A 17,537-nucleotide genomic window follows, 5' to 3' on the forward strand; every position below is an offset into this window, starting at 1 on the left:
GTCTATCTCCTGATCGTCTGCCGGTTCCCGGCAGGGGCACCTGGGTGCCCCTGCCGAGCCTGGCGGAACTACTTAGAAGGAAACCCCTCTAAGGCGTCTCTATTGGAATTCCCTTGCGGGAATTGCCTACTTGGCCTTCTCGAGGATCTCGACGATGCGCCAGCGCTTGCTCGCCGACAGCGGACGCGTCTCCATGATGAGGACGCGGTCGCCGACGCCTGCGGCGTTGGACTCGTCGTGAGCCTTGAGCTTGTTCGTACGGCGGATGACCTTGCCGTACAGGGCGTGCTTGACGCGATCCTCGACAGCGACGACGACGGTCTTGTCCATCTTGTCGCTGACGACGAGACCCTCACGGGTCTTGCGGAATCCGCGCTGCTCAGTCGTCTCAGTCACATTCTTCTCGCTCATCAGGCGCTCTCCACCGTCTCGATGCCCAGCTCGCGCTCGCGCATCAGGGTGTAGATCCGGGCGATGTCCTTACGGACGGACTTGAGCCGGCCGTGGTTCTCGAGCTGTCCGGTCGCCGCCTGGAAGCGGAGGTTGAACAGTTCTTCCTTGGCCTCACGGAGCTTCGCGACGAGGTCCTCGTCATTCAGCTCGCGCAGCTCAGTCGCCTTCGTACCGGCCACCATCACGACTCACCTGCCTCGCGCCGAACAATCCGGCACTTCATCGGAAGCTTGTGAGCAGCGCGGGTGAGCGCCTCACGAGCAATCTTCTCGTTCGGGTAGGACAGCTCGAACATGACCCGGCCCGGGTGCACGTTCGCGATCCACCACTCGGGAGAACCCTTACCGGAACCCATGCGGGTCTCGGCGGGCTTCTTCGTCAGCGGGCGGTCCGGGTAGATGTTGATCCAGACCTTGCCGCCACGCTTGATGTGGCGGGTCATCGCGATACGAGCAGCCTCGATCTGGCGGTTCGTCACGTAGGCCGGGGTCAGCGCCTGGATGCCGTACTCGCCGAATGCGACCTCAGTGCCACCCTTCGCCATACCGCGGCGCTTGGGGTGGTGCTGCTTGCGGTGCTTGACCCTACGAGGGATCAGCATTTCGGTCAGGCCTCCGTTCCGGTGCTCTCAGCCGGAGCAGCGGCGGCGGGAGCGTCGGCCTTGGGGGCCTCTGCTGCCGGTGCGCCCTGCTGCGGCTTGCGGCCGCGGCCGCCACGCTCGCCACCACGACCACCACGGCCACCGGCCGGACGGTCGGCCGCGCCGCCACCACGGGCCGGGCGGTTACCCGCACGGGCCGCGGCGTTCTCGGCACGGACCTCGGCGATGTTCTTGACGTCGCCCTTGTAGATCCAGACCTTCACGCCGATACGGCCGAAGGTGGTCTTGGCCTCGAAGAAGCCGTAGTCCACGTTCGCGCGCAGCGTGTGCAGCGGCACACGGCCCTCGCGGTAGAACTCGGACCGGGACATCTCGGCGCCGCCGAGACGGCCACCACACTGGATCTTGATGCCCTTGGCGCCGGCCTTCATCGTGCCCTGCATGCTCTTACGCATGGCGCGACGGAAGGAGACGCGGGAGGAGAGCTGCTCGGCAACGGCCTGAGCAACCAGCTGAGCGTCCATCTCGGGGTTCTTGACCTCGAGGATGTTCAGCTGGACCTGCTTGCCCGTGAGCTTCTCGAGGTCGCCGCGGATGCGGTCGGCCTCGGCGCCACGGCGGCCGATGACGATGCCCGGACGAGCGGTGTGGATGTCCACACGCACGCGGTCACGGGTGCGCTCGATCTCCACCTTCGAGATGCCGGCGCGCTCCATGCCGGACGTCATCATCCTGCGGATGGCGACGTCTTCCTTGACGTAGTCCTTGTACAGCTTGTCGGCGTACCAACGGGACTTGAAGTCCGTGGTGATGCCGAGCCGGAACCCGTGCGGGTTTACCTTCTGGCCCATTACCGGGAACCTTCCTTGCTGCTGACGACCACGGTGATGTGGCTGGTCCGCTTGCGGATCCGGTAGGCACGGCCCTGAGCGCGCGGACGGAACCGCTTCAGGGTCGGGCCCTCGTCGACGTACGCCTCGCTGATGACCAGCGAGGAGGCGTCCGTGTGGTCGTAGTTGTGCGCAGCGTTGGCAATGGCGCTGTCAAGCACCTTGCCGACCGGCACGCTCGCGGCCTGCGCGGCGAAACGCAGGACCGCCTGAGCCTCCGTGGCATCCATGCCACGGATAAGGTCCACCACGCGGCGGGCCTTCATGGGCGTGACGCGGATGTACCGCGCCTGGGCCCTGGCTTCCATGGTTGTCCCTTCGGTGTCGTTCATAGTCATCGCACCCCGCCTTAGCGGCGCTTCGACTTGCGGTCGTCCTTGACGTGGCCGCGGAAGGTGCGGGTCGGCGCAAACTCGCCGAGCTTGTGGCCGACCATCGACTCGGTGACGAACACCGGGACGTGAATCTTGCCGTTGTGCACCGCGATGGTGTGACCCAGCATGGCCGGGGTGATCATCGAGCGCCGGGACCAGGTCTTGATGACGTTCTTGGTGCCTGCCTCGTTCTGTACGTCCACCTTCTTGATGAGGTGTCCGTCGACGAAGGGCCCCTTCTTGAGACTACGCGGCATCTAAACCCGCTCCTAGCGCTTCTTGTTCGACTTGCGGCGGCGGACGATGTACTTGCTCGATGCCTTCTTCGGCGAGCGAGTACGACCTTCCTTCTGACCCCACGGGCTGACCGGGTGGCGACCACCGGAGGTCTTGCCCTCACCACCACCGTGCGGGTGGTCGACGGGGTTCATCGCGACACCACGAACGGTCGGGCGGACGCCCTTCCAGCGCATGCGGCCGGCCTTGCCCCAGTTGATGTTCGACTGCTCGGCGTTGCCGACCTCGCCAATCGTGGCGCGGCAGCGGGCGTCGACCAGGCGGATCTCACCGGAGGGCATACGAAGGTGGGCCATCGTGCCCTCCTTCGCCAGCAGCTGCACGGAGGCACCCGCGGAACGGGCGAACTTCGCACCGCCGCCGGGCCGCAGCTCGATGGCGTGGATGGTCGTACCGACCGGGATGTTGCGCAGCGCCAGGTTGTTGCCGGGCTTGATGTCGGCGCCAGGGCCGTTCTCAATCCGGTCACCCTGCGTGAGGCCACGCGGCGCGATGATGTAGCGCTTCTCGCCGTCTGCGTAGTGCAGGAGCGCGATGCGCGCGGTGCGGTTCGGGTCGTACTCGATGTGCGCGACCTTCGCCGGCACGCCGTCCTTGTCGTGACGACGGAAGTCGATCACGCGGTAGGCGCGCTTGTGTCCGCCACCCTGGTGGCGAACGGTGATCCGACCGGCGTTGTTACGGCCGCCCTTGCTGTGCAGGGGGCGGACCAGCGACTTCTCCGGCGTGGACCGCGTGATCTCGACAAAGTCGGCGACGGAGGAGCCACGGCGGCCCGGCGTCGTCGGCTTGTACTTGCGGATTCCCATTTCTCAGTCCTCGTCCGATTCCGGACGACTCGACCTCCGTCAGGAGGTCGGGCCGCCGAAGATGTCGATACGGTCGCCCTCGGCGAGGGTCACGATGGCGCGCTTGGTGTCCGAGCGCTTGCCGAAGCCGGTCTTGGTGCGCTTGCGCTTACCCTGCCGGTTGATCGTGTTGACCCCGGTGACCTTGACCCCGAAGACCGCCTGGACGGCCTGCTTGATCTGGGTCTTGTTGGAGCCGGGCGCGACGATGAACGTGTACTTGTTCTCGTCGAGCAGCGCGTAGCTCTTCTCGGATACAACCGGCTTGACGAGGACGTCACGCGGGTCCGTGAAGGTCTTGCTGGTTACGGTCGCCTCAGCCATCAGACGTCGCTCCCTTCGGTCTCATCGGCCTTGGTGGGGCCAGACACGAAAGACTCGAAAGCGGCCTTGGTGAAGACCACGTCGTCAGAGACGAGCACGTCGTACGTGTTCAGCTGGCCCGGCTCCAGGAGGTGCACCTGGGGCAGGTTGCGGGCGGACAGCCACGCGGCCTCGTCCGAACGCTCGGCGACCAGGAGCACGTGCTTGCGCTCGCTGACCTTGCCCAGCAGGTTCTTCGCGGCCTTCGTGGAAACCGCACCCTCGACCACGCCGGAGACGACGTGGATGCGAGCGTTGCGGGCCCGGTCGGTGAGGGCGCCACGCAGAGCGGCGGCCTTCATCTTCTTGGGCGTGCGCTGCGAGTAGTCACGCGGCTGCGGGCCGTGGACGACGCCACCGCCGGCGAACTGCGGGGCGCGGGTCGAACCCTGACGGGCGCGGCCGGTGCCCTTCTGGCGGTACGGCTTCCTGCCGCCACCACGGACTTCGCCGCGACGCTTGGTCTTGTGCGTGCCCTGGCGGGCAGCGGCCAGCTGAGCGACGACGACCTGGTGGATCAGCGGAATGCTGACCTTGGCGTCGAAGATCTCCGCGGGGAGCTCGACCGTCCCGGTCTTGTCGCCTGCCGGCGAAAGGATGTCAATGGTGCTCATCGGTTCCTCAAACCCCCTTGGCCGCGGTGCGGACCAGGACGAGGCCACCGTTGGGGCCGGGGACGGCGCCCTTGATGAGCAGCAGGCCCTTCTCGGCGTCAACGGCGTGGACGGTCAGGTTCTGGGTGGTGACCCGCTCGTTGCCCATACGACCCGCCATGCGCATGCCCTTGAAGACACGGCCGGGAGTGGCACAGCCACCGATGGAACCGGGCTTGCGGTGCACGCGGTGGGCACCGTGCGAAGCCTTGCCACCGGCGAAGTTGTGACGCTTCATGACACCGGCGAAGCCCTTGCCCTTGCTCTTGCCCGTGACGTCGACCTTGACGCCGGACTCGAACACCTCGGCAGTGATCTCCTGGCCGAGCGTGTACTCGCTGGCGTCGGAGGTACGGAGCTCCACCAGGTGGCGGCGCGGGGTCACGTCGGCCTTGGCGAAGTGGCCCTTGAGGGGCTTGTTCACCTTGCGAGGGTCGATCTCGCCGAAGGCGATCTGGACCGACTCGTAGCCGTCGGAGTCATTCGTGCGGACCTGGGTCACGACATTCGGCCCGGCCTTGACGACGGTCACCGGGACGACCCGGTTGTTCTCGTCCCAGACCTGGGTCATGCCGAGCTTCTCGCCCAGGATTCCCTTAATCTGCTTAGCCATCTCCGCGCCCCTCAGAGCTTGATCTCGATGTCAACGCCGGCCGGAAGGTCCAGGCGCATCAGCGAGTCAACGGTCTTGGGGGTGGGGTCGAGGATGTCGATGAGGCGCTTGTGCGTGCGCATCTCGAAGTGCTCGCGAGAATCCTTGTACTTGTGCGGCGACTTGATGACGCAGTACACGTTCTTCTCTGTGGGCAGCGGCACCGGGCCCGCGACCGACGCACCAGTGCGAGTCACCGTCTCGACGATCTTCTTTGCCGAAGAGTCGATGACCTCGTGGTCGTAGGCCTTGAGCCGGATGCGGATCTTCTGTCCCGCCATGGCTACCTAGTAGTCCTGTTCTCTCGTCACGCTCTGGGACCCGTGGATTGTCTGGGAAAGCACCGCTCTGCTCCGACCCACGCGGTCGGGCGTGTCGCATCCTCGCCACGTAGAAATCCCGAAGGTTTTCCCTGCAGTAGGGGATGCGGTCCGCGACCGCGAGCCGGGGGCAGAACACCCACCGGGCGCCTGGTATCAGCCCCGCTGACGCTTCCCGAAAGATTCCCGTACGTCCGCCCCAGCGCTGCCCTGAGGGGCAGTTGGAGCGACGAGTACTGTGGGACTCGCTTCCGGTCCTCCCGACGGGAGGCGCGCAGCATCGGCACTCAACCGAGCAACCCCGACAGTCTGCCATACGGGGCACAGCCCGCGCCAATCGGGCGCAAGAGATTACCCCGTACGTGACGGAGGTCAAACCCAGGGCTACGCCCGGGCGTGCCGTGCTCCAGATTGTCACCCGTGCGGGTGGAGACCTTCCGTACGGCCGAGCGCGGGCCCACCCCACCCCTACCGTCATATGCCAGGGTCAGTTCTTCGCACGAGGCGATGCACCGGATCTTCCAGGAGGATCCGGGAGTCTTCTCCCGCACCTTCCGGGCGCTCGGGCTCCCCTTCGACGACCCGGTAGCGGTCACTCTCCTCCCCACGGACCTCACCGAGACCAGACCGCTGGAACGCCGCGTGGACACCCTGCTGCACTTCGACACGGCCGACCCGGACACCGGCTTCCTGCTGGCCGTCGAGGCCCAGGGCAAGAAAGACCCGGGCAAGCTCGCGAGCTGGACGTAGTACCTGGCGCACCTCTACGCGAAGTACGGCATCCCGCCGCTGCTGCTCGTCGTCTGCCAGGACAAGAACACCGCCACCTGGGCGACGGAACCGGTGTTCATCGGCCCACCGCAGTGGCCGGCCCTGACCATGCGCCCCCTGGTCCTGGGCCCCCACAACGTGCCGGCGATCACGGACCCCGCCAGGGCCGCCCAGGACATCCCTCTGGCGGCGTTCTCCGCGATTACACACGGGAGAGACCCGGGCGCCGATGCCATACTGAAAGCGCTGGCCGCCGCTTTGAAGACCGTGGGCGAAGACACCGCGAGCATCTTTATCGAACTCACCGAACAAGGGCTGGGCACTGCCCCGTCAGCTGACATCTGGAGGGACCTCATGGCCGTCGACCTCTCCTTCTTCCGCTCGCAAACCGCCGAGCGCCTACGCGGCGAAGGCCGTGTCGAAGGCTTGGCCGAGGGGCGGGCCGAAGACATTCTGAGGCTGCTCAGCAAGCGTGGCATCGCGGTACCCGACGACGTCCGCGACCGCATCACCGCCTGCACCGACCCCGACACCCTCAGCACTTGGTTCGACCGCGCCATCACCGCCACTACGGCCGGGGAACTTTTCACGGCAGCCTGACCGCCCTCCGAGCACACGCGCGAGCCCCTGCCCCGTATCGAACGGGGCAGGGGCTCGGCTGCGAGGGTCAGCTGGTGGACGCGTACGTCACGAAGTCGGCCCACGCGTCCGGCGTGAACCCGAGCTGCGGGCCCTGCACGTTCTTGGAGTCGCGGACGTGCACCGCACCGAGGGCCGACGCCACCTCAACGCAGTCGTTGTTGTTGCTGCCGCTGTAGCTGCTCTTGAACCACTCCAGCTCGGAATCGTTCCCGGCAGAGGGCTTGCGGGTCATGTCTCTCCCAGCACTTTTTCGATGAAGGCCAGCGACTCCCGTGGGCTGAGAGCCTGGGCCCGGATGATCCCATACCGCAGCTCCAGGACCTGCACCTCTTTCGGATCGGAGACAACACGGCTGGTGAGCTGCGCCTCAGCGTGCCCCACCGCCGACCCGTCCTTGAGCTTCAGCAGTTGGACCTCACCGCCCATCCCCGCGTGGTCCTCGCGATCCGTCGGCATTACCTGAATCTCGACGTGCCTCAACTGCCCGACTTCCAAAAGGCGTTCGAGCTGCGCGCGCAGGACCATTCTGCCCCCGATCGGGCGCCGGAGTGTGACCTCTTCCTGGACAAAGGTGAGTGTGGTCAGCGGCGTCCGGTCGAAGATCGACTGCCGCGCCATCCGAGCCGACACGTACCGGTCGAGGTCGTCCGAGGAGAGGGCGGGCCTCCGTACGCCGAACAGCGCCCGCGCGTACTCCTCCGTCTGCAACAGCCCATGCATGTTGTGGTTGCCGTACGCCCCGAGTTCGACCGCCTCCCCCTCCAGCTTCGCCAGATCCCGCACCTTCTTCGGATACCTGGCCTCCTCCACGTCCTTCTTCATCGCCGAGATCCGGCCGCCCGCCCCCAGGACCTCGTCCGCCCTGTCCAGGTACTCTGGCTTCGGGATGCGCCGCCCCCGCTCCACCGCCGAGACCATCTCCTCGCCGTACCCGATCGTCGCCCCGAACTCCCCCTGCCGGAGCCCCGCCGCCTCGCGCCACAGTTTCAGCTGCCTGCCGACCGCCTTGATCACCGCGCCGGAGTCGTCCTCCAGGCCGGGATCCCAGCCGGGGCCGTCCGCCCCGTCCGTCGTGTAGTCCGTACCGCCGCCGCCCATGCGAGACACCCACTTCCGACGTACCGCCCGCGCCTGACGTCGTACTGGCCGGACAGGATCCGGACCACAGCCGGACAGTCACTGTCCGTACAGGCGTAGTGACTGTTCAGCGTAGGCGCATCCGGCCACGCTGAGTGATGTGAATCGAGAAATCACCCACACCAGGCCCGGTACGCGCCAGTTCGCCGTCCAGCTCTCCGCCACTCGCCGTGGCGCCCGGCTGGCCCGGCTGCTCGCGACCGAGCAGTTGCGTTCCTGGGGGCTCCCCAGGGAGAACGCCGCCCACATCGTCGCCGAGCTGGCCTCGAACGCCGCGACGCACGGTCACGTACCGGGGCGCGACTTTCGCCTCATGCTCTCCGTCACCGCCACGGACACGCTTCGTATCGAAGTGACCGACGCGCGCGGCGACCGGCTGCCGGCCGCGCAGGAGCCCGGGGACACCGAGTCGGGGCGCGGGCTGCTGCTCGTCGACGCGCTCGCCGACCGGTGGGGTGTCACGGCCGGGCCCGTACCGTGCAAGACGGTGTGGGCAGAGATCGCCCTCTGAGCCGGGGCGAGGGCGCGTGTCACCCGCTTCACCGGGTCACAGGCCGCCTGCGGGCCCCCATCGATCGCCCGGAGAACGGCGGCGGCACCTACCGGTAGCACTACGGCGGCCGACGTCCCCGGCCGGGCGCCGCGCGACCGGACACCCCGCTGCCCGTAGCTCTGAGCGGCGCCCGCGTCAGAGCCTGCCGGGTGGCTGATCACGCGTGCAGCGTGACGGTCGCGTTCTGCGTGCCGGGCATGGCGACGGCCCCGGAGTGATCACGTGGTGTGTGCCAGTACGACAACTCCGAGGCCGTCGGATGCCAAGTCAGCACACCGAGGACCTGGTTCACGTCCGCGCTCTCCGCTGCCGCTGCCGCTGCACAGGTCAGGGCGCTTCTTCCAGCAGTTGCTCGGCCCAGATGGTCTTGCCCGCAGGGGTGTACCGGCTGCCCCAGCGATGAGTCAGCTGCGCCACCAGGAACAGACCACGGCCACCCTCATCCGTCAGGCGGGCCCGCCGCAGATGTGGCTGTGTCTGGCTGGGGTCGGAGACCTCGCAGATCAGGCGGTGATCCCGAATCAGCCGCAGCCCCACCGGGCCGCCCGCGTAGCGGATGGCATTGGTGACCAGCTCGCTGACGATCAGCTCAGTGGCGAACACCAGATTCTCCAGTCCCCAGGAGGTCAGTTGACCGGTGACGCGACTGCGCGCGCTTCCGACGATGCTGGGGTCGGCGGGCAGTTGCCAGGTGGCAGTGGCGTCTTCCGGCAGTTGTCGCACCTGGGTCACCAGTAGCGCCAGGTCGTCGTCGAAGGGCTCCTGCGAAAGCTTCTCCATGATCCGGCCACCGATTTCCGTGACCGGGCGCCCGCTCCCGGCGCCGTCACCGGTACCCTCCCGCACCAGAGCCGGCCCACGCCCCGTGTGGTGCGGATCTCGCGCCAATGCCCCGGTGTAGAAGGACAGCACGTCACCGGGGCTCAGCAGCAGTTCGGCAGATTCGAAAGGCTCCGCGCCCTTGCCCAGGGGCAGCCCCGGCTGCAAGGGCACGAGGTCGGCCCCGTCGCCGCCCCGCGAAGCGAGCAACGGCCCCGGATGTCCCGCACTGGCCAGAACACAGTGGCAGGAGACCGGATCGTATACAGCGTACAAGCACGTCGCACCGTGCACACTGCCGGCGGTCGGCGCGTCCGTGCCTCGATGCTCCTCGTCCTCGGCGAAGCGAACCACCAGGTCGTTCAAGTGGGACAGCAGTTCGTCGGGACTGAGGTCGAGGTCCGTCAGGGTCTGCACCGCCGCGCGCAGCTGCCCCATCGCCGCCGTGGCGTTCATGCCTTGCCCGCCCGCGTTGCCCACGACGAAGGCCACTCGGCTGGAGGACAGGGCAATCACGTCGTACCAGCTCCCGCCAGTACCCGTCGCAGCGCGCGCGGGCAGGTGAGCGCCGAAGGTCCTGGCAGCCTCGACATCCATCACCGGCCTCGGCAGCAGACCTCGCTGCAGTGCCTCCGCGGTACGGCGCTCAAGGGTGTAGCGCCGGGCGTTGTCGAGACTCAGCGAAGCCCGGGTGCCGATTTCATCCGCCAACGTCACGTCCACCGGATCGAAGGGGGTTCGTTCCCCGGTGCGCCAAAGCCCCACCGCCCCCAGCACCAGTCCCCGCGCCAGGAGCGGCAGCACCATCAGCGATGTGGCCTTCGGGGGCAGCATTAGCGCGGTCCTCTCCGCATCGCCCTCCAGCGCCGCCCGGGCCAGGCCCAGATCCGGCAGGACACCGGGCGTGCCCTTGCGCAGGTGCATGCCTTCCTCATCGCCGATCCGGAAGGTCGCGCCGGCCGCGTGGATCTCTCGCGGCCAGCACCCGTCGGCCGCCGCCACGGCGACTCGCCGCATGGGCGTGCGGGGAGCGAGGAACGTCGGTTCTTCGCCGAGCAGTACCCCCTCGGTCAGGTCCACCGCCCCCAGGTCGGCAAACGCCGGCACGAGTACGTCCAGCAGTTGCTCGGCGTTACGTGTGATGTCGAGAGAGCCGCCGATACGGGTTGCGGCTTCGTGGAGCAGCTCCAGCCGCTCAAACGCTCGCGGATCGGTCCCCAGCACCTGCTCCGTGGTGGGCTGAGGCCGCCGTACGGCCTGAGGCCCGGAGTCCGGGGGCTCCGCCGCAAGCAGCCGCATGAGGAAACGGCCCTCCGATCCCCTCGCGAGTACCGACACCGCCGTCACCGCCGAGAAAGGCGCACCGCGGACACTGCGCAGGTCGGCACGCGCGCTCAGCACGACCCCGCCCAGAGCGCCGGAGGCGAGCTCCGCCCACACGGACGGATCGTCGAAGAAGGCCGAGAGTTCCGCGCCGCGGATCTCGTCGATGGAGCCGTCGAACAGCCGCAGCGCGCGGGGCGTGCAGGTGAGCACAGTTCCCCTGGCGTCCAGCACCAGGACGGCTGGTTCGTCGGCCAGGACTTCGGCGGCGGGTGGGAGCTCGTCATGCACGGTGCATCACTCCAGCATGGTGAATGGCGCCACTACGTCCGCTGAACCGCTCAGCCTGCCGCTTCGCTCGTTCGCCGGGAGGGCGGGGCACCTGTGCCCAGTGAGGCTCGCTCGGTGAAATCTCCTCCGGTCCACAGTCCTGCTGCTCCGACCCGCGCTCCCGCGGACGCGAAGCCCTTGTCTACATATAGTCATCCACTTCCGCGCGGAACGCGCGATGGCCCGCACGGCCCGCTCCCGCTCCACCGCGCGCCACCGCGCGCCACCGCGCGCCACCGCGCGCCACCGCATCGGCTGAGCCGGAGGTCGGGCCGGCCGGCACTTCTGTCCCCATGGGCGTGCCCCTCCCCGGCGTCTCCTCCCTGCGCGGGCGGACCGGCAGCGGCCCGTCCGCCCGCGTCGCCGGCCCCGGGCCGGGCACGGGGACGGGGACGGGGACGCCCCGATGTTCATCGGTGAGCTGAGAGCCCTGCTGTCGCAGTTGCCGCACCCGCTCGCCATGGCCGCCGTCGCGGCTCACTCGGGGTACCGGGGCGACCCGCGGGGTCGGCTCCAGCGCTGGGGGCCGGCTCGGCGGTGCGCATCTCACCGGCCGGGCCCGCCACGAGAACATCCGGATCGGTGCGGTGCTCCGCGATCCGCGAACCGTGAACCGCCTTGTCGATCACTTCCGCCGGCTCACTGCGTCCAGCCTGGACGACTGCCCCACCTCCGCGCGTATACGCGCACGTCACCGGGCTGAAGCAACCCCGCGCACCGAATCTCCGTCCTTTTTCACGGAACGCAGCGCGAACGACCGCCCGCTGCGGGGGAAGCGGACGGAGTACGGCGCGTGACCAGCATGACCGAACGGGGGCTTGCTGCTGCCTGCCCCCAGGGCACCGCCCCGTCCGGGCCCGGCCGGCGTGCCGTCGTCGCGTCCGCTGCCGCCGTCGTCACCGCCGGCCTCGCCCTCACCGCCTGCTCCGTCCCCGCCCCGCGCCGCACGGGACCCGTCGCCGACCCGGTCCCCGGCAAGCAGATAGCCCGTGCCCGTCACGCGCTGCTGATGCAGGTCCTGGCGCACCCCGACGACGACCTGTACTTCATGAACCCGGACACCCGGCAGACGCTGGACTCCGGCACCCCGCTGGTCTGTGTGTACGTCACCGCGGGTGAGGCCAACGGCGTCAACCGGATACCCGGCGCCGCCCCCCAGCTCCCCGACAGGGCGGCGTACTCCTCCGCCCGCCATCAGGGGCTGCGCCAGGCGTACGCCGTCCTTCTGGGCCTGCCCCGGTTCACCCGGTGGCAGAGGTCCGTGACCACCCTGCGCGGGGGCCGCAAGGCCGAGCTGAACACCCTCGTGAACGGTGACCGCCGGGTCGAGCTGGTCTTCCTCAACCTGGCCATGCACACCTCGTGGAGGCGGCTGGGGCTGCCCAGCCTGTGGGAGGCGCGCGGCCTGTCGCTGCGCACCGTCGTGGCCGACGGCTCGCCCCTGCAGAAGGCCGGCTCGTACGACTACGAGGGGCTCGTCGACGTACTCGCGGGGCTGATGGACCGGTACCGCCCCACGGTGGTGCAGACCCTCGACCCCGACCCGGACATCCAGCACAGCGACGAGGCCACCCGGCGCCACGACAGCGAGCAGCCCGGCTACTCCGACCACGCGGACCACACCGCGGCCGCCTCCTTCACCTGGGCCGCGATGATCCGGTGGGTCGCCGAGGCGACGGAGGGCGGCGGCGGTGTGCCGCGCTTCGTCGCCACCGCTTACCGCGGCTACTACAACCGCCACTGGCCGAAGAACCTCCCGGGGCCCGTGGCCAGGGAGAAGGCCGCACACCTCGTGCCGTACGGCGGCGGCCCCGACTGGGCGTGCGGGAACGCGGCGGGCTGCGGCGACTACAACGTCGGCGGCGACCGTCCGCTCACCAACCGCAAGGGCTGGGTCCGCTCCACCCACTACCGCTACCCCGGCGCCCGGCCCGTCGTCACCACCGGCCCCGACGGGCGCCTCACGGCGTACAGCGTGCTGGGCCTGCGGGTCGCGCGCTGGCGTGAGACGGCACGCGGCAGCGGCGCGTGGGGCGCGCCGGACGACCTCGGCGGCGGACCACTGGCTCCGGCGCTCGGCGCGGCCACACTCGAAGACGGGCGACAGCTCCTCTTCGGCCTGCGCTTCTCCGCGCTCACGGGCCACGGCGCGGCCAATACGCGCGAGATCGTGGTACTCGAACAGCGCGCACCCGGCGCCAGGTTCGGCGCCTGGACCGGCCTCGGCAACCCGGAGAAGCGCCATGACCGGGGCCGCCGCATCGGCTCCCCCGTCGCGGTGGCGGCGCCCGACGGCCGGGTCCATCTCTTCGTACGGAACGCGGACAAGGGCATCAGCACGCGCGTCCGCGGCGCGGCCGGCGGCTGGGGCGCCTGGCGCGACCTCGGCGGCGGTGAGATCCAGGACGGCCTCGCCGCGGTGGTGGACCGGGCGGGCCGCGTGCACGTCTTCGCCGCGGGGCGCGAGACCGTGCACCACTGGACGCAGGACGCGCCCGGCCGGCCGGTGGGCCCGCGCCCGGGCACCGGGCTGCCCACGCCGGGAGGCTCCCCCACCGCCCTCGCGGCGCCGGACGGCGGCATAGACCTGGTGTACCGGCGCCCCGCGACGGCCCGTCTGACGACGGCACGGGTGGGCGGCAGCAGCCCGGTGCGGCTGCGGTTCAACGGGTACGGGGCGGTGGGCGCGGCGTCCGCTCCGACGGGGCCCGTCCTGCTGGGCCGGAACCCGAAGGGGCGGGTCCAGCTGCTCGCGAGCGGCCGCCTGGTACGCCGTGGGGGCGGCGTCCCGGCCTCCCTGGAGGGCCCGGCCCTGCACGTCGGCCCGGAGGGCCCGGTCGTGGTCGGCCTGGGGCCGGACGCCATGCCCTGGCTCTGGCGGCCCTAGGGGATCCCCGCGGGCGGCAGGGCCCGCAGGGACGCGAAAAGCAGAAAGGGCCCCGACGCCGCCGTGAACGGCGGGCCGGGGCCCTTCTTGGTGCTCTGGCGGAGCTACCAGGTCAAACCAACAAGACTACTTGTTGATCTTGGTGACCTGGCCGGCGCCCACGGTCCGGCCACCCTCACGGATGGCGAACTTGAGGCCTTCCTCCATGGCGACCGGCTGAATCAGCGAGACCGTCATGACGGTGTTGTCGCCCGGCATGACCATCTCGGTGCCCTCGGGGAGGGTGACGACGCCGGTCACGTCCGTGGTACGGAAGTAGAACTGCGGGCGGTAGTTGTTGAAGAAGGGGGTGTGACGGCCACCCTCGTCCTTCGACAGGATGTAGGCCTGGGCCTCGAACTCGGTGTGCGGCGTGACCGAACCGGGCTTGATGATGACCTGGCCGCGCTCGACGTCCTCGCGCTTGATGCCACGGAGGAGCAGACCGACGTTCTCACCGGCCTGGCCCTCGTCGAGCAGCTTGCGGAACATCTCGATGCCCGTGACCGTGGTGGTGGTCTTCTCTTCCTTGATACCCACGATGTCAACGGTCTCGTTGACCTTGAGGATACCGCGCTCGATACGGCCGGTGACGACCGTGCCACGACCGGTGATCGTGAAGACGTCCTCGATCGGCATCAGGAACGGCTTGTCGACGTCGCGCTCGGGCTGCGGGATCGACTCGTCGACGGCGGCCATCAGGTTCAGGACCGACTGGCCCCACTCCTTGTCGCCCTCGAGCGCCTTGAGCGCCGAGACACGCACGACCGGAAGGTCGTCGCCCGGGAACTCGTACTCGGAGAGGAGCTCACGGACCTCGAGCTCGACGAGCTCCATGATCTCTTCGTCGTCCACCATGTCGGCCTTGTTCAGGGCGACAACGATGTACGGCACGCCTACCTGGCGGGCCAGGAGCACGTGCTCCTTGGTCTGCGGCATCGGGCCGTCGGTGGCGGCGACCACGAGGATGGCGCCGTCCATCTGCGCCGCACCCGTGATCATGTTCTTGATGTAGTCCGCGTGACCGGGGCAGTCGACGTGCGCGTAGTGACGCGACTCCGTCTGGTACTCGACGTGCGCGATCGAGATCGTGATACCGCGCTGGCGCTCCTCGGGAGCCTTGTCGATCTGGTCGAAGGCCGAGGCCTCGTTCAGGTCGGGGAACGCGTCGTGCAGCACCTTGGTAATGGCGGCCGTGAGGGTCGTCTTACCGTGGTCGATGTGACCGATGGTGCCGATGTTGACGTGCGGCTTAGTCCGCTCGAACTTTGCCTTCGCCACTGGGTCCTCCTGCGGAGTGGTTCTGTACGCCTTGCTTCATCGGCGCCAGGTGATCTTTGCTGGGATGCCGACCGCCGGGGGTTTCCCATACGGATCGCGGGGGGAAAGCCCCCGGCGGTCGGGTCAAGCCTAAAGCGTCAACTCGGGGGAGCTACTCGCCCTTGGCCTTCGCGATGATCTCCTCGGCGACGTTCCGCGGAACCTCGGCGTAGGAGTCGAACTGCATCGAGTAGCTTGCGCGACCCGAGGTCTTGCTGCGGAGGTCTCCGACGTAGCCGAACATCTCCGAGAGGGGCACGAGGCCCTTCACGACGCGAGCGCCGCTGCGCTCCTCCATGGCCTGGATCTGGCCACGGCGGGAGTTGAGGTCGCCGATGACATCGCCCATGTAGTCCTCGGGCGTGGTGACCTCGACGGCCATCATCGGCTCGAGGAGCACGGGAGAGGCCTTGCGGGCACCCTCCTTGAACGCCTGCGAACCGGCGATCTTGAAGGCGAGCTCCGAGGAGTCGACCTCGTGGTAACCACCGTCGAGAAGGGTGACGCGAACGCCCACCATCTCGTAGCCGGCCAGGATGCCGAACTGCATGGCTTCCTGCGCGCCCGCGTCCACCGACGGGATGTACTCCCGGGGGATGCGGCCACCGGTGACCTTGTTGACGAACTCGTACGAGGCGTCGCCACCCTCGATGGGCTCAAGGGCGATCTGCACCTTCGCGAACTGGCCGGTACCACCAGTCTGCTTCTTGTGCGTGTAGTCGATGCGCTCGACGGCCTTGCGGATCGTCTCGCGGTAGGCGACCTGGGGCTTGCCGACGTTCGCCTCGACGCGGAACTCGCGCTTCATGCGGTCGACAAGAACCTCGAGGTGAAGCTCGCCCATACCGCCGATGACGGTCTGGCCGGTCTCCTCGTTGGTGTGCACCTGGAAGGAGGGGTCCTCCTCCGAGAGGCGCTGGATGGCTACACCCAGCTTCTCCTGGTCACCCTTGGACTTGGGCTCGATCGCGACCTCGATGACCGGCGCCGGGAAGTCCATGGACTCCAGGATCACCGGCTGCTTCTCGTCGCACAGCGTCTCACCGGTGGTGGTCTGCTTCAGGCCCATGACGGCGATGATGTCACCGGCGCCCACCGACGCGATCTCCTCACGCTTGTTCGCGTGCATGCGGTAGATCTTGCCGATGCGCTCCTTCTTGCCCTTGACCGAGTTCAGCACGGAGCTGCCGGCCTCGAGGCGGCCCGAGTACACCCGGACGAAGGTGAGCTTGCCGAGGTGCGGGTCGCTCATGATCTTGAACGCAAGACCGGAGAACGGCTCGTCGTCGGCCGGCTTGCGCTGGACGACCTTCTCGGGGTCCTTGACGTCGTGGCCCTCGATGGCCTCGACGTCCAGGGGGGAAGGCAGGTAGCGCACGACCGCGTCGAGCAGGGGCTGGACGCCCTTGTTCTTGAACGCGGTGCCACAGAACACCGGGGTGACCGTGACGGAGTCGGCGCTGCCCTTGGAGGCGAGCGTGATACGACGGATGGCGGCGTACAGCTGCTCCACCGAAGGCTCCTGGCCCTCGAGGTACAGCTCCATCATCTGGTCGTCGTGCTCGGCCACAGCCTCGAGCAGCTTGCCGCGCCACTCGTCGGCAGCCTCGGTGTGGGTGTCGGGGATGTCGACGATGTCGTACATCTCACCCTTGGCGGCCTCGGCGGACCAGACAAAGGCCTTCATCGTCACGAGGTCGACGACGCCCTTGAAGTCGGCTTCAGCACCGATGGGGAGCTGCATGACCAGCGGAACCGCACCGAGGCGGTCGACGATCATGTCGACGCAACGGTGGAACTCGGCGCCGGTGCGGTCGAGCTTGTTGACGAAGCAGATGCGCGGCACGCCGTAGCGGTCCGCCTGACGCCAGACGGTCTCGGACTGCGGCTCGACGCCCGCCACACCGTCGAACACGGTGACGGCGCCGTCGAGGACGCGGAGCGAACGCTCCACCTCGACGGTGAAGTCCACGTGACCCGGGGTGTCGATGATGTTGATCGTGTGATCGACATCGTTGAGCGGCCAGTGGCAGGTCGTCGCGGCAGACGTGATCGTGATGCCGCGCTCCTGCTCCTGCTCCATCCAGTCCATGGTGGCTGCGCCGTCGTGGACTTCACCGATCTTGTAAGACACACCGGTGTAGAAGAGGATCCGCTCGGTGGTGGTCGTCTTGCCCGCGTCGATGTGGGCCATGATCCCGATGTTGCGGACCTTGGCCAGGTCAAGCGAAGTGGTGGCCATAAGGCTCAATCTTCTCTCGGTCT

At 68.4% G+C, this 17,537-nt stretch carries 19 protein-coding genes and 2 pseudogenes; 4 read left to right on the forward strand and 17 right to left on the reverse strand.

Features of this window, described 5'->3' with window-relative positions; translation table 11 throughout:
• Nucleotides 1-126: 126 nt before the first annotated feature.
• From rpsQ to rpsJ, 11 genes are read right to left on the reverse strand one after another with little or no spacing between them, the layout of a single operon-like run.
• Complete coding sequence (rpsQ, locus tag ACWDZ4_RS07210) at nt 127-411, reverse strand: 30S ribosomal protein S17 (protein WP_028812368.1); 285 nt, start codon at nt 409-411, stop codon at nt 127-129.
• Nucleotides 411-635, reverse strand: coding sequence for a 50S ribosomal protein L29 (rpmC, locus tag ACWDZ4_RS07215; protein WP_138894199.1), 225 nt, complete (start codon nt 633-635; stop codon nt 411-413). Before rpmC ends, rpsQ begins: the two co-directional genes overlap by 1 nt.
• Nucleotides 635-1,054 carry a 50S ribosomal protein L16 gene (gene rplP, locus ACWDZ4_RS07220; RefSeq protein WP_028812370.1) on the reverse strand — a complete coding sequence of 140 codons (420 nt, stop codon included), beginning with the start codon at nt 1,052-1,054 and terminating at the stop codon, nt 635-637. Before rplP ends, rpmC begins: the two co-directional genes overlap by 1 nt.
• A 5-nt stretch (nt 1,055-1,059) precedes the next feature.
• Nucleotides 1,060-1,905: a 30S ribosomal protein S3 gene (gene rpsC / locus ACWDZ4_RS07225; RefSeq protein WP_028812371.1), complete on the reverse strand. Its 846-nt coding sequence runs from the start codon at nt 1,903-1,905 to the stop codon at nt 1,060-1,062.
• A complete protein-coding gene (gene rplV / locus ACWDZ4_RS07230; protein ID WP_069927445.1) occupies nt 1,905-2,252 on the reverse strand; it encodes a 50S ribosomal protein L22 in 348 nt (115 codons plus the stop codon). The genes rpsC and rplV overlap by 1 nt, the downstream gene beginning before the upstream one ends.
• A 41-nt stretch (nt 2,253-2,293) precedes the next feature.
• Nucleotides 2,294-2,575, reverse strand: coding sequence for a 30S ribosomal protein S19 (gene rpsS / locus ACWDZ4_RS07235; RefSeq protein ID WP_093799542.1), 282 nt, complete (start codon nt 2,573-2,575; stop codon nt 2,294-2,296).
• 12 nt (nt 2,576-2,587) lie between these two features.
• On the reverse strand, nt 2,588-3,424 hold the full coding sequence (gene rplB, locus ACWDZ4_RS07240; RefSeq protein WP_069927446.1) for a 50S ribosomal protein L2: 837 nt from the start codon (nt 3,422-3,424) through the stop codon (nt 2,588-2,590).
• Nucleotides 3,425-3,463: 39 nt separating this feature from the next.
• Nucleotides 3,464-3,787, reverse strand: coding sequence for a 50S ribosomal protein L23 (gene rplW / locus ACWDZ4_RS07245; RefSeq protein WP_138894197.1), 324 nt, complete (start codon nt 3,785-3,787; stop codon nt 3,464-3,466).
• Nucleotides 3,787-4,440, reverse strand: coding sequence for a 50S ribosomal protein L4 (rplD, locus tag ACWDZ4_RS07250; protein WP_451507434.1), 654 nt, complete (start codon nt 4,438-4,440; stop codon nt 3,787-3,789). Before rplD ends, rplW begins: the two co-directional genes overlap by 1 nt.
• 7 nt (nt 4,441-4,447) lie before the next feature.
• Entirely contained in the window at nt 4,448-5,092 is a 645-nt protein-coding gene (gene rplC, locus ACWDZ4_RS07255) for a 50S ribosomal protein L3 (protein ID WP_028812377.1), read from the reverse strand.
• Nucleotides 5,093-5,103: 11 nt separating this feature from the next.
• On the reverse strand, nt 5,104-5,412 hold the full coding sequence (gene rpsJ / locus ACWDZ4_RS07260) for a 30S ribosomal protein S10 (RefSeq protein ID WP_003948644.1): 309 nt from the start codon (nt 5,410-5,412) through the stop codon (nt 5,104-5,106).
• Between the two features lie 546 nt (nt 5,413-5,958).
• On the opposite strand from rpsJ, the pseudogene ACWDZ4_RS07265 reads away from it, so the two are divergent.
• Nucleotides 5,959-6,822 (forward strand): annotated as a pseudogene (locus tag ACWDZ4_RS07265) (hypothetical protein).
• 67 nt (nt 6,823-6,889) lie between these two features.
• Here ACWDZ4_RS07265 and ACWDZ4_RS07270 read toward each other — a convergent pair.
• Nucleotides 6,890-7,096, reverse strand: coding sequence for a DUF397 domain-containing protein (locus ACWDZ4_RS07270; protein ID WP_451507435.1), 207 nt, complete (start codon nt 7,094-7,096; stop codon nt 6,890-6,892).
• The gene (locus ACWDZ4_RS07275; protein WP_451507498.1) at nt 7,093-7,962 is read right to left on the reverse strand and encodes a helix-turn-helix domain-containing protein; all 870 of its coding nucleotides are present in this window, start codon (nt 7,960-7,962) and stop codon (nt 7,093-7,095) included. Before ACWDZ4_RS07275 ends, ACWDZ4_RS07270 begins: the two co-directional genes overlap by 4 nt.
• A 139-nt stretch (nt 7,963-8,101) precedes the next feature.
• Here ACWDZ4_RS07275 and ACWDZ4_RS07280 point away from each other — a divergent pair, with 139 nt between their 5' ends.
• The gene (locus ACWDZ4_RS07280; RefSeq protein WP_451507436.1) at nt 8,102-8,512 is read left to right on the forward strand and encodes an ATP-binding protein; all 411 of its coding nucleotides are present in this window, start codon (nt 8,102-8,104) and stop codon (nt 8,510-8,512) included.
• 199 nt (nt 8,513-8,711) lie between these two features.
• On the opposite strand, the gene ACWDZ4_RS07285 is transcribed toward ACWDZ4_RS07280, so the two are convergent.
• Both ACWDZ4_RS07285 and ACWDZ4_RS07290 read right to left on the reverse strand, forming a co-directional pair.
• Complete coding sequence (locus ACWDZ4_RS07285) at nt 8,712-8,846, reverse strand: hypothetical protein (protein ID WP_451507437.1); 135 nt, start codon at nt 8,844-8,846, stop codon at nt 8,712-8,714.
• A gap of 35 nt (nt 8,847-8,881) precedes the next feature.
• Entirely contained in the window at nt 8,882-10,987 is a 2,106-nt protein-coding gene (locus ACWDZ4_RS07290) for a SpoIIE family protein phosphatase (RefSeq protein WP_451507438.1), read from the reverse strand.
• Nucleotides 10,988-11,372: 385 nt separating this feature from the next.
• Here ACWDZ4_RS07290 and ACWDZ4_RS07295 point away from each other — a divergent pair.
• Nucleotides 11,373-11,546 (forward strand): annotated as a pseudogene (locus ACWDZ4_RS07295) (oxygenase MpaB family protein); the annotation flags it as partial.
• Between the two features lie 282 nt (nt 11,547-11,828).
• Nucleotides 11,829-13,913 carry a PIG-L family deacetylase gene (locus tag ACWDZ4_RS07300; protein ID WP_451507499.1) on the forward strand — a complete coding sequence of 695 codons (2,085 nt, stop codon included), beginning with the start codon at nt 11,829-11,831 and terminating at the stop codon, nt 13,911-13,913.
• A gap of 126 nt (nt 13,914-14,039) precedes the next feature.
• On the opposite strand, the gene tuf is transcribed toward ACWDZ4_RS07300, so the two are convergent.
• Both tuf and fusA read right to left on the reverse strand, forming a co-directional pair.
• Nucleotides 14,040-15,233, reverse strand: coding sequence for an elongation factor Tu (gene tuf, locus ACWDZ4_RS07305; RefSeq protein WP_451507439.1), 1,194 nt, complete (start codon nt 15,231-15,233; stop codon nt 14,040-14,042).
• Between the two features lie 151 nt (nt 15,234-15,384).
• A complete protein-coding gene (gene fusA, locus ACWDZ4_RS07310) occupies nt 15,385-17,514 on the reverse strand; it encodes an elongation factor G (protein WP_344494737.1) in 2,130 nt (709 codons plus the stop codon).
• Nucleotides 17,515-17,537: the final 23 nt, after the last annotated feature.

This window comes from Streptomyces sp. NPDC003016 (assembly GCF_053591455.1).